Source organism: Wolbachia endosymbiont of Armadillidium arcangelii (assembly GCF_040207875.1).
GTDB lineage: Bacteria > Pseudomonadota > Alphaproteobacteria > Rickettsiales > Anaplasmataceae > Wolbachia.
Genome location: NZ_CP157942.1, coordinates 351,463 through 364,361, shown reverse-complemented (window position 1 = coordinate 364,361; position 12,899 = coordinate 351,463). Strand labels below are relative to the sequence as shown.

The following is a 12,899-nucleotide window of genomic DNA, read 5'->3' as shown; positions in this document are numbered from 1 at the left end:
TTAGGAATTACAATGAGTGGATCAAGATTTTTCAAATTTGTTTTATTATGTCTAACAATCGCTGCTTTTATTTGTCTTATGTATATTCTTTTTTTTAAAATTAAAGCTGCTGCGGACACTATATCTTTCACGCCTATCATTATAAAATCTGTTGTAGTAACATGTTCAGTAATATGCACTGCAGTTGTATTATGTTTTGCTATCTATTCTTTGCTAATGAAATTACCTGGAGTAACAAAGGTTGAGCAGGATGAGCAAAAAGTAACGTTTGACGACGTTATAGTATCAGATAAAATGAAAGAAGCACTACGAATGATTTGTAATGATATATCACAGGAAAAGAAAGCTCTATTTGAAAAGGTTGGTTTTAAGCCACCACAAGGCCATCTTTTATATGGCCCACCAGAAAATGGTAAAACACTTATTGCTCGCGCAATTGCGGGTGAAGCTAAGCTTCCATTTTTTCCCATTTCCGGAGCTGACATTGCTGGTCGATTTGCTAATCAAGGTGTACACAATATACAAGAACTTTTTCGAACAGCAAGAAAAAAGGCTCCTTGTGTAATTTTTATAGATGAGATAGATTCTATCGGTTCAGAACGTAGTGACTCCAAGAACGAATCTAATAGAGCTATAAACGAGGACCATAACAAAACTTTAAACCAACTACTGATTGAAATGGATGGTTTTAATTTTAACAAAGGTGTAATAGTAATTGCTGCAACTAACCATCAAGACGTTTTAGATGAAGCACTGCTTAGGCCTGGTCGTTTTTCTAAGCATATCTATATTCCTCTACCGGAATTGGGTTCACGAAAAAAGATATTAGATCTTGACATAAAGAATGTGCCAATTGCATCAGGTCTAACTCTTAAAGAAATTGCAAGAAAAACTGAAGGCTATTCAGGAGCTGAGTTATCTAATTTAGTAAACGAGGCCAAGCATAACGCCGTAAAGCGTACTCAAGAGCAAAAAATAGACGAACCTGTTGTTAGCATGGGTGATTTTACAAAAGCACTTGAAGAGCTTAACAATAAATCCAAAAAGCTCAAGGATAAAAAAGTGAGCAATATAGATGATAATGTAATAAGTGCACTACTGCAAGCTACTGTAGAATGTTACACACGCCAGAGTTTTGCCAGTACAAACACATAATAAGGATGATTATTGCAGTGGAAAACAACTTTTTAAGTTTGTAATTATTACTCTGAAATTTACTACTCTTTGCCAACAGTGCAAAAAGATGGAAAGGTGATTGCTCATCATGATGTAAATTATAACGAAAAAAATACCGATAACAATAAGGTTCAATGCATTATTAATAGCATGATAAAACAAAATTTGATAAACTTTATTGATATCTAGTTAAAGGTAACAATGAAAAAATTTTTAGAAGGTTTATTGATCTGGTTAGTGATTATTGTTCTTATTTCAGTTGCTTACATTCAGTTCAGCGGAAGTATAGGCAAGAGTAAAGCAACCATACCTTTTTCAGAATTTTTAACTAGACTGGAAGATAATGATATAGAAAATGTTACTATAAGAAACCAAAGCATTGAAGGCAAGTTTAGAGATGGGTCAGCCTTTAACTCAAGTGGTGTTATATATAGCGACTTAATAAAAAGTTTGCATGATAAAAAAGTGAAGTTCTCCTTTTCAATTGGAGATTCTGCAATAGGTATAATTGGTGGACTACTTATTCAATGGATTCCGACGCTTATCTTTTTCGGTTTATTACTTTTCCTTTTTAAACAAACGCAAGCAGGAGGCAATAGAACTATAAGCTTTGGCAAATCAAAAGCTAGGCTTATAACTAGTGGAAAAAAAGTGACATTTGATGATGTTGCCGGAATTGATGAAGCAAAAGAAGAGTTGGTTGAGATCGTTGATTTTCTTAAACAAAGGCAAAAATTTCAAATATTGGGCGGAAAGATACCAAAAGGATGTCTTTTAATTGGTTCCCCTGGAACCGGTAAAACCCTACTTGCTCGTGCAATTGCAGGTGAAGCTAATGTACCATTTTTTAGTATTTCCGGGTCTGATTTTGTTGAAATGTTTGTCGGTATTGGTGCAAGCCGTGTACGTGATATGTTTTATCAAGGCAAGAAAAATGCTCCTTGCATAATTTTCATAGACGAAATAGATGCAGTGGGTAGGCATCGCGGCATTGGTCTTGGTGGCGGTAACGACGAAAGGGAACAAACATTAAATCAGTTACTAGTTGAAATGGATGGCTTCGAGTCTAATGAAGGTGTGATAATAGTTGCTGCAACTAACCGTCCAGATGTGCTAGATCCAGCACTACTTAGACCTGGTCGTTTTGACCGACAGATTACTATTTCTTTACCTGATATCAATGGGCGTGAAAGAATATTAAATACGCATATAAAGAAAATATCGATAGCGCCAGATGTGAATGTAAAAACAGTTGCAAGAGGAACACCAGGTTTTTCAGGTGCTGATCTAGCAAATTTAGTAAATGAATCTGCACTTATTGCTGCGAGGAGAAACAAGAAAATTGTTACCATGGATGATTTTGAATATGCGCGTGACAAAGTGATGATGGGCATGGAAAGACGGTCCTTAGTTATTACGGAAGAAGAAAAAAAGCTTACTGCTTACCATGAAGCTGGTCATGCAGTAGTTGCAGTTAATATGCCTGCCTCTGATCCAATACACAAAGCAACTATTATTCCAAGAGGTAGAGCTTTAGGCTTAGTTATGAGACTACCGGAAACAGATAGAGTGTCTCACACAAGAGAAAAGATGATAGCAGATATAACTGTTGCTATGGGTGGAAGAGTGGCAGAAGAACTAATTTTTGGTTATGATAAAATTACAAGCGGTGCATCTTCGGATATAAAGCAAGCATCTGATTTATCACGTGCTATGGTGACGAAATGGGGAATGAGTGACAAAATAGGGCCAATATATCACAATCGTGAACAAATCATGCATGATTCTGAGACAATTTCTGAAGATACATTAAAACTTATAGATGAAGAAGTAAAGAAAATTGTATTTTCTTGCTATGAAAAAGCAAAAGACATTTTGACCAAGCGTAGGAAAGACTTGGAGCTCATTGCTGAAAATCTACTGGAGTTTGAAACTTTAACAGGCGATGAAATAAGTGACATATTAAGTGGGGAAAAAATTGTTAGAAATGAAAACGAAGGCAAGGAAAAGGTAAGAAGATCATCTCTCTAATTAGATCTGACTTTATTTAACACTCCCTTCTGGTAAGTATTGCTACGGTAAGACCTTTTTTGACAGTATGCATATTACTTACCAAAAGAATATTGATAACATTAAAACAGATTCTGGGAAGTGTTAAATAAACTGTGTCAAACCAAGAAATAAAAATATAATTGATATAAAAAAACGGAGGTTTGACATGAGTCAAGTAAATAAAACTACCGGTTTGGTAGATTATAAAGAATTAGAAACCTGTCGTCTATACGAGAAGGAAGACCGTTGACAGGAAAGGAGGGAGCATTAACACCATTTATAAAAAAGCTGCTGGAGGCGAGTCTAGAAGGTGAAATAGAAAACCATTTATTAGCTGAAAGTGAAGAAAATAATCGAAGAAATGGGAAAAACTTTACGTACAACTCATTTGAGTTGTTAACACCTAGAGACAGGGAAGGAAGCTTTGAACCCCAAATAGTTAGAAAAAGACAAACAACAGAACTTGAAGCAAAGGTCTTAAGCACATTTGCCAGTGGCATGGAGATATAGCGTCACATATTGAGGAAATTTACGATCACAAAATATCGGCGGCAGAGATATCAAGTATTACTGACAAACAGTAATCAACGAATGGCGTAGTCGTCCGCTGCAGTCTGTATATCCGATAGTTTTCATGGTTTTTTAAGGAGTTGTGTAAGTAAATGTATGTATAATATATTAGCAAAATGGCAGAAAAGAAGTTTTATTTAGCTGAAAGTGAAGTTCTGGTTGGGAGTACTAAATGATCTCAAAGAGAGAGGAGTGGAAGATATTCTAATTGCATGTGTAGATGGGCTAAAAAGCTTTCCTGCAGAAATAAACGGTGTGTTCCCTAATGCAGAATGTGTATAGTGCATCAGATACGTAACTCACTGAAGTATGTAGCTAGTAAAGAGTTTTTTGAGTGATTTAAAGAAAAGCTTCAAGTAAGGAAATTGCCGAGAATTATCTGTTGGAATTAGATGAAAAATGGGGCACAAAGTACCCTATAATCTTGGCAGAATAATTGGGAAAACCTATCTGGTTATTTTAAGTATTCCGACCCAGTTAGGAGGATGATCTATACTACTAATCCCATAGAGGGGCTACATAGGCAAATTAGGAAATTCACCAAAACCAAGGGCTCATTTACTAGCATAAATGCCTTGTATAAACAGGTATATTGTGCTATAAAGAAAGCGGAGGAGAAATGGACTATGCCTGTACATGATTGGGCATTGACTATATCTCAGCTCGACATTTTCTTTCCCAACAGATTGAAAATTGAGTTGAATTAAAAATTCGGTTTGACACAGTTTATTTAACACTCCCAGATTCTGATATCAGTTTTGACTTCGTCGATTCTTCTGTCAGTTAATTCACGCCTGTCAGGTTAAGTTGTGTCTAGTACAAAAATTATGCAAAATATCTTACCTTCCAGTTTTGGCAAATTCGACGTTCTTCCATGGTACTTCTTCTGTTTTTCGACTTTTTCCCTCTCTGGCCTCACTTTTTCTACAATTTTCTCCAATTCTTCTATCTTTTAACCTGTCACACTCCGAAAATTCCTTGGATGTTTCTTTAGATTATTATACCTTAAACTCATTTTACCTCACTTTTATTTCGCTTGCTTCCTTTTTATCATACTTTGAGCCTTTTTTTACTTGTTTTGCAGCAGCTCTTTCTTAACTTGACGCGTATGGTTTATTGAACACTTCCCATTTTCATAACAAAATCTACGTTACAATTGTTTTTCTTGAGAGCACTTTATGCAAATTTATTGCCTCGCTTTCTCACTCCGCAATTAAAAAATTCTGTAATGCCGCTTATGGTGGTTCGCTAGTAATGAGAATTGGTATTACCAAATCCATTATAAAAACAAGATTTTGTTGTTAAGTCTACTTATATGGTTAAGATGGCTCTAAAGTAGTATAAACGCTAATCAACTATGTTTTTAAAAAAAAGAGGAAATGTTTTTCATTTTGTTAATAGAAAATTGGTATGAAAATAGTCCAAAAGTTGCAGGTACACTTATAGTGGTAAAGTTGTAATTTTAATACACATATCTTTTTAGAATTGGCTTGAGACAAGCTGTAGGTTTTGTAAAAGGTTATATGGTACAAATAGGCAAAAAACTTAAGGTTATCAGCTATACACAAGCTTCCAGAAGATTTAAAAAGCTTAATTTGAAGATTGATGACCATAGAACCAATAAAGATGATTTGGAAAATATTAAAATTGCCGTAGATAGCACTAGAGTTAGTATCTACAATAATAACGGTGGGCATAATACTCGAAAAAGAAAATACAGTGGCTATGGTCAAGTAAGAAAACTACATGTTGTTTTAAACGTAAATGATAAGAATAGTGGTGTTGCTGTGCCGGTCTGCGATATGTTAGAGGAAGTCAGTGATAAATATAACATTTGTTCTATTCGAGCAGATGCGGCTTATGATATAAAAAGTGTGTATAAAGAATGCAGAATATTGTGCCTATTATTCGCCCTAGCTAAAATTTGTTTAGCTATCAGAAAGAAACAAGTAGAATATGAGAATTATGAAGATGGTATTAATGAATGGAAGAAAAAAGTTAAGTATGGAGCACGGTCTTATATTGAAGTCTTTTTCTATAGGTTATTTGGGTTTGGCTTGAAAAATAAATCAGAGGTAAATCGTGTGTTAATTAAGTGCTACTTACTGAACAAATTTACTGATATAGGTATGGCTAAATTTAAATTAGCTGCGTAAATTCATTGTGATTTACATGCCTATCAGTGCTATGCAACATAGCCAACCCGCATCAACCAGTATATTTTGGACTTCAGCTGGATGTTTTATTAGAGAACCCATTTTGCTATTTTATACGCTGTGCTTTCACTTATCCCATAGCTTTATGAAAATATGTTCCATATTCCCGCAACACCATAAGCAGCATATTTTCCTCGCTCAGCTTGTTTTTCCTACCTCCTTTAGCCTTTTTTCCTTATTTGCTTCCCGTAAAATCTCTACCATTTTATTAAATGTTACCTTTTTTACTCCTTTAACCTGCGAAATTTTTCATCATCCAACTCTTCTACTATTTTCACCTTTTCCCTCACTAAAAATACTTATCTTGCCATGTTTTTTCCTCTTATCCTAGTTTTTAAAGAAGTCTATTGTACTGAACGTTATGGTAAAGGGGACGGCAAAGCTTGTAAAGCAATTTTTTTATATAGCACGATTTAGCTATTTAATAAAAAGATTGTGGCTAGACCGAGAAATATAAGAGCTGAGAGAATATCAGTTGTTGCTGATGTTAGAATTGAAGAGGAAATAGCAGGATCGGATCTTAAACGATGGAGCATTATAGGAATGAAAGTGCCGATAAATGTTGCAGTGATTGACATTACAATCATGGAAATCACGAAAATGATCTCCACTTTTAAACTATGGAACCTCATTGCTAATACTACGAGTGAAATTGCAGATAAAATTACCCCATTTATAAGACCTATCATAAATTCTTTTATAAGTATTCTTTTTGCATTTTGCTCAGTTAGATATTTTGTTGCGATTGCACGGATAGTTAGTGTTACCGTTTGGGACCCTGCATTTCCGCTCATTGATGCAATGATTGGCATAATTATTGGTAGTACTATAAAACTTTGTATTACGTTATCGAAAAAGCCAACTACTATAGAACATATTGTTGCAGCTAAGAGGTTAAACAATAACCAAGGTAACCTTTTAATTATAGTTTTATGTATAGGGGCATTTATATCAGATTTAGAAGATACACCGCTTATTTTAAGTACATCCTCTTCTGCTTCTTGTTGAACGATTTTGATTACATCTTCAATAAGGATTACACCTATAATTTTACCATTCCTATTTACTACTGGAGCTGATAATAGAGAGTAATCTTTAAATATTCTTGCTACTTCTTCTTGATCCATTCCAGTTTTAATTATTTTTATATCTTGACTCATTATCTCTTTTATTATTGTTTCTCCTGAGTAGGATATTACCTTATTTAAGTTGAAACTACCTATGGGCTCTAATTTCGAGTTAATGATGAAAATTTGATAAAATGTTTCTGGTATTTTTTTATAGTTGCGCAAGAATTCCATTAGCTGATTTATCGTCCAATAATATGGAGCTATAACCATATTTTTATGTATCAACCTTCCTGCACTTTCTTCTGGGTATGATAACAATTCCTCTACTAATTTTTGAGTTGCATTGGGTAAGTAGTTAAGTATATTTTCTATAGACTTTCTATCCAAGTCTTTCACTATGGCTACTATGTCTTCTACATTAAGAAGCATTAGCAACTTTGCTGTATTTTCTATTCCCAATATTTCTATGATCTCTATTTGTAAATCTGGTACCACATGCACTAGGGCATCACTTAACAAATGTTGATCGAGGATACTAACTAATTTCTCCCTGTGATCACTGATCGAAGTAGATAAAAAATAAGCTAACTGAACGCTATCTATCGTTTTTACAATATTACAAACATTTTCTAATTCTTGATTATCGAGTGACTCTATTAAGTCATCAATAGCCTTTTTGTCTAAACCATAATGAGAATTTGTTTTAATATTCATTACTTTACCTTATTTTTTAATAAATATACACACTTGATTTTGTTGAACATTCAAGTATAATAAAATTATTTTGAATTAACTATTATATGGTTAAATTTCTATTTTGTTTGCTGTTATTGTTAGTGATAATAAATATATTAAAATCTAAAGTATAATGAAAACCCATCCAGAAATCCTTGAATACTTTCAAGGCTTAAATAAAAGTATTTCTCTTATCAGGAGGTGTCTTTGACATAGAAAAATTAAAGTTGCGTCTTGAGGAACTGGATTCTCAAGCGTCGAATGATAATCTATGGCAAGACAATCAAAAGGCACAAGAAATTTTAAAAGAACGTTCTAAAATTAAGCATGACATAGAATCGTTTTCAAAGCTAGAAAGCGATTACAACGATGCCATCAGCTTGATGAAATCTGCTATTGATGAGAATGATGAAGAATTTTTTTCTGAAGTTGAAAATGAATTAGCCAAGCTAGAGAAGTTAATCAAACTTAAAGAGACAGAATCCTTATTTACTGGTGAAGCAGATAATAATAACTGCTTTTTGGAAATCCACTCAGGAGCTGGCGGAACAGAGAGCAATGATTGGGCTGAGATGCTCATGCGCATGTATACAAGATGGGCAGAAATTTATCACAACTTTAAAGTTGAAGTTGTAGAAAAATTAGATGGTGATGCGATTGGTATAAAATCTACAACAATAAAGATCATCGGAGAAAAAGCTTACGGGTGGGCAAAAAGCGAAAGTGGAGTTCATAGATTGGTGAGAATATCACCATTTGATGCAAATGGTAAACGTCATACCAGTTTTGCAAGTGTTGGAGTCACTCCAGTGATCGAAGATTCAATAGATATTATTGTGGATGAAAAGGATTTAAAGATCGACACTTACCGTGCTTCTGGAGCAGGTGGTCAACATGTAAATAAGACTGAAAGTGCGGTACGTATTACCCATATTCCAACAGGCGTTGTAGTTCAATGTCAAAATGGTCGTTCTCAACATAGAAATAAAGATGAGGCACTTAAGCTACTTAAAGGACGTTTATACCAAATTGAACTGGAAAAAAAAGAACAAAAGATGGCTGAGGAATATGGTAAAAAATGTGATATAGGTTGGGGCAATCAAATCAGATCATACGTTATGCACCCATATCAAATGGTAAAGGATTTAAGGATTGGACATGAAGTAGGTAATATAAACTCTGTTTTTGATGGTAATATAGACTGTTTCATAGTTAGCGTGTTAGAGTTAAAATAAGGTTTGCTGAAAGTTAAGTTTTATGCTCCGCTAATAAGGTAAAAAGAAAACCAAAACCTATTGAGAAAAATGGAACAATTTTGTGGATATATCTATTATCCAAGTAGCTGATGAAAATGGCAACTCGTTTCTTATGGGCACAAAAATGTAATATGAAGAGAAATCTTCGTACATTAAGTTGTAGCCGCGCAACGTCTGCCATTGATGATTATTTCACCTACTGTAACTGCTGCTAAAATAAAGCAGTAATACACTTGTGTTAACAAAGAAATAGGTGAGACAGAAGCAATGCTACCTGCTAGCAGCAGCTGGGAACCATAAGGCAAAATGCCTTTTGTAACGCAAGCAAAAATGTCTAACAAGTATGCACTACGGTATGACGGAATATTATGCTTTTGCGCGAGCCTTCTTGCAATATCGCCACTTAATAAAATAGCAATGGTATTATTAGCAACTAAAACAGTAAACATAGATGCTATGCCCGCTATTACAAATTCAGCTTTAGTTTTTGTGATATTGCTTTCATCGATAAGTTTGTGTAATGCCTTTTGACCCTGCTTGTACATTATATGACTCAATCCGCCAATAAATAGAGCAAATATCACTATCTCGTTTACTTTTTTGAAACCGTCATATATGTCATGAGAGAGTTGAATGATAGTATAGTCAAAAAAAGTCATCCCTAATACACTAGCGACAATTATATTTATAGTTATTGTTACTAAAGTAGTAACTTCAAATAACCCCATGATTATTAAAGAAATATAAGGAATAATCTTTATTACTGATAAATAATCTAAATTTGATGTAGGAATAATCTCTGTACTATCTGCAGTAACTGCCAGATAGACAAATGTTATGATGCTGGCAACAAATGCTACTTTAGAATTTACTTTAAGTTTATCCTTTATCGTAGCCCCCTGTGAAGAAACAGATGCAATAGTAGTGTCAGATATCATTGAAAGGTTATCACCAAATACGGCACCCCCAACTACAGTTGCAGCTCCGATTTCAAGACCAAAAGCCCCACTTTTTGCTAAGTTAACAGCTATTGGTACCATTAATACAACAACTCCCATAGATGTACCAATTGCAGTTGATATAAAAGCGGAAGCCAAAAATACTCCAGGCAGTAGTAATCTTGCTGGAAGAAAGTTGAGAATTAAATCAGCAACGGTATCTGCACTACCAATTGATTGAGTCACCACAGAAAATGCTCCAGAAAATAGGAAAATTAAACACATAGTAAGGGTATTTTTATCACCCATACCCTCGATGACAGTATCGATGTTACGTTGAATTTTACTTGCATTGCGTGCAATAGCAAAAAATAGCGCTGGTAGTAGGCAGATTACCGGTGAAACTTGGTGAAGCGGATTATCAATTCCGATGAAGGAAAAATAGATACCACTTCCAAGGTATAAGACCAAAAAAATAAACAAAGGAAAAAAAGCTGTCATTTTGCTGCCTTAAAACTTATAATTATAATCAATTAAGTGGTTTCAGGCAAGCTTGGTTTTCTGCAAGTTGATAACAGTCTTTGAGACTCTCAAGTTACGCTATGGAAAAATGTGTTGACCATTGTACCATAATATATAGCATCAAAATATAGTATGAGGTAAAGCTATGGTAATGACATATGAACAGTGGAACATAATATTAGGTGTAATTGATCAAGAGGTAAATTTAAGTAAAGACAATGTAATTGAAAGAATAAAAGAGCTATTAAAGGAAGTAAAGATACTAGGGCAAGCAGAAACATCAAGAATGTTAGAAGAGATATCGCATGGATTAGAAGTATCAAGCAAGATTCCAAGAGTACAAGAGACACAAGAACCATTAAAAAAGAGACTAAAGGTGGTAAATGTACCACAGACACCAGAAGAAGCAAAAAAGATACTAAAGGAGACAGGGATATCAAATGCACAAAAGATGGTAAAAAGAATGCTAAAAAGATTAGGTGTAAAAGAGACATCAGGAGAATCAAAAGCAGTGGTGCTAGAGGATATGCTAGATGCACTAAAGATCTCAGAAAAGGTACCAGTGATGCTAGACGCACGAGAGACACTAAAGGCACTAGAGGTACTGAAGAGAGAAAGTAGAAATATGTATAAAAAGTGGGAAGAAAATGAGTTTAATGTAAATTATTGGTTTACAGTAAATTACAATATACTACGTAGTGCGCATGATCAACACACATTACTGAGTTTAGCTATTAGTCTTCGCCTAAAAAATGTAGTAGATGCTCTGCTTAAAGTAAAAAGAATCAGTATTAACGCAAAAAGTCCATTTTTTGAATGGACTGCTTTACATTGGGCTGCTGAAAAAGGCAATGTAGAAATAGTACTCAAACTAATAGAAAAAGGGGCAAGTGTTAATCAGTTTGGTTCGTGTGGATGGACTGCTTTACATCTTGCTGCTGCAAATGGTAATATAGAAATAATAAAGATCTTAGTAAAAAATAGGGCAAATGTTAATCAGAAAAATGTAGCAAAATTGACTGCTTTGTATGAAGCTGTTAGAAACAGGCATAAAGAAGTAACAAAGTTCTTACTGCTTAATGGAGCCGATGTTAAGGAGAATGGAGCATGTGAGGTTAATGTTTTACATTTGGCTATTATGAAGAATGATAAAGAAATGGTGGAGTGCATAATAGAAAATGATAAAAATATTAGGGGAGATATTAATATGACGGATGCATTTGGACGGACTCCTTTATATTTGGCTGCTACAAATAATAATACATCACTATTAGAGATTCTATTACAAAATGGTGCAGATGATAATATAGAGGATAGATTAAGTGGATTTACTCCTTTACACATTGCTGTTATAAGTGGCAGTTTGCAAGCAGTAGAGCTCTTATTAAAACACAATAAAGCAAAATTAAAGTTCCTAGAAGAATTCAAGGTCCTATTACAAAATGGTGCATATGACAATCTAAAGGATAGATTGTATGTACGTACTCCTTCATGGGTTACTGCTATAAATAAAATTTTAGAAGAAGTAGAGCTCTTATTAGAACACAACAAAGCATATATTAATCGGAAAGATAGATGGGGATGGACTGCTTTTGATTATGCTTTCATACGTAACGATAGAGGATTAATAGATATTCTAATAGGCCATGGAGCAGATATGAATATAAAGGATCCACTTAAAATACTATTCGCTGTTTCTCCAAGTAATATTTTTGTAGCACGCCCTCTCCTAGAGCAATTGGAGGTATGTGATGATTTTTCGAAATTAATTCAAGCCTACAGTTTACATTATGCTGCCGCACATGGTGATATACAAAGCATACGTTATCTATTAGAATCTGGAGTAGATGTTAATGCAATTAGTGATTCAGGATTAACTCCTTTGCATTATGCTGCCAATAATGGCCATGAAAAAGTAGCAGAGATCTTAATTTCCCATGAAGCAGCAGTTAATCTACAGGATAATCTAGGGATAATTCCTTTAGGTTATGCTATTGACGGTAAACATTTGAAAACAATAAAGACCTTAATACCCTGTACAAATCTTTTGTTGCAGGATAATTGTGGTGAAACTGTAAAAGATTTAGATGAACGTAAAGGTGCAAGTAATTTTTCAGACAAAGCAGAAAAAAGAGTACGAGCTCTGAGAGAAAGAGTAACACCTTTAGTTAATGATATTGCAAATGTGCAGTCAAAGCCTAGTACTGAAGTGTGTCCAGCTAAAATAGATGGAATAAAAGAACGAAGAGCACATAGTCCTTGCAGATGGACATATCGCAAAAGAAAGCTCAGTACTGAAATGAATTCAGATTCTAGTACAGAAACAGATGAGTGTAACGATAGGTGGTCATACGGAAGGTAGAG

The 12,899-nt window shown here is 34.3% G+C and carries 7 protein-coding genes and 3 pseudogenes; 7 read left to right on the top strand and 3 right to left on the bottom strand.

Annotated elements, in window-relative coordinates:
• Positions 1–78: 78 nt before the first annotated feature.
• The 5 genes and pseudogenes from ABLO99_RS01900 (at position 79) to ABLO99_RS01880 (ending at position 5,954) form a co-directional block, all read left to right on the top strand.
• The gene (locus ABLO99_RS01900) at positions 79–1,155 is read left to right on the top strand and encodes an ATP-binding protein (protein WP_349968018.1); all 1,077 of its coding nucleotides are present in this window, start codon (positions 79–81) and stop codon (positions 1,153–1,155) included.
• A gap of 54 nt (positions 1,156–1,209) precedes the next feature.
• A pseudogene (locus ABLO99_RS01895) lies at positions 1,210–1,365 on the top strand (tRNA(Ile)-lysidine synthetase); the annotation flags it as partial.
• Between the two features lie 12 nt (positions 1,366–1,377).
• Entirely contained in the window at positions 1,378–3,207 is a 1,830-nt protein-coding gene (gene ftsH, locus ABLO99_RS01890; protein WP_047759283.1) for an ATP-dependent zinc metalloprotease FtsH, read from the top strand.
• A 187-nt stretch (positions 3,208–3,394) separates the two neighbouring features.
• Positions 3,395–4,505: pseudogene (locus ABLO99_RS01885) on the top strand (IS256 family transposase).
• Between the two features lie 816 nt (positions 4,506–5,321).
• Positions 5,322–5,954 carry a hypothetical protein gene (locus ABLO99_RS01880; RefSeq protein WP_238580396.1) on the top strand — a complete coding sequence of 211 codons (633 nt, stop codon included), beginning with the start codon at positions 5,322–5,324 and terminating at the stop codon, positions 5,952–5,954.
• A gap of 95 nt (positions 5,955–6,049) precedes the next feature.
• Here the strand turns inward: ABLO99_RS01880 and ABLO99_RS01875 are convergent.
• Positions 6,050–6,292: pseudogene (locus ABLO99_RS01875) on the bottom strand (IS5/IS1182 family transposase); the annotation flags it as partial.
• 135 nt (positions 6,293–6,427) lie between these two features.
• Positions 6,428–7,798: a magnesium transporter gene (gene mgtE, locus ABLO99_RS01870; protein ID WP_047759284.1), complete on the bottom strand. Its 1,371-nt coding sequence runs from the start codon at positions 7,796–7,798 to the stop codon at positions 6,428–6,430.
• A gap of 154 nt (positions 7,799–7,952) precedes the next feature.
• Here mgtE and prfB point away from each other — a divergent pair.
• A protein-coding gene (gene prfB / locus ABLO99_RS01865; RefSeq protein ID WP_349968015.1) for a peptide chain release factor 2 occupies positions 7,953–9,054 on the top strand; the annotation gives its coding sequence in 2 pieces (ribosomal slippage) (positions 7,953–8,018 and positions 8,020–9,054; 1,101 coding nt in all).
• Positions 9,055–9,227: 173 nt separating this feature from the next.
• Here prfB and ABLO99_RS01860 read toward each other — a convergent pair.
• Entirely contained in the window at positions 9,228–10,514 is a 1,287-nt protein-coding gene (locus ABLO99_RS01860) for a Na+/H+ antiporter NhaC family protein (protein WP_349968013.1), read from the bottom strand.
• Between the two features lie 166 nt (positions 10,515–10,680).
• On the opposite strand from ABLO99_RS01860, the gene ABLO99_RS01855 reads away from it, so the two are divergent.
• Positions 10,681–12,897, top strand: coding sequence for an ankyrin repeat domain-containing protein (locus tag ABLO99_RS01855; RefSeq protein ID WP_349968011.1), 2,217 nt, complete (start codon positions 10,681–10,683; stop codon positions 12,895–12,897).
• The last annotated feature ends 2 nt before the right edge of the window (positions 12,898–12,899 follow it).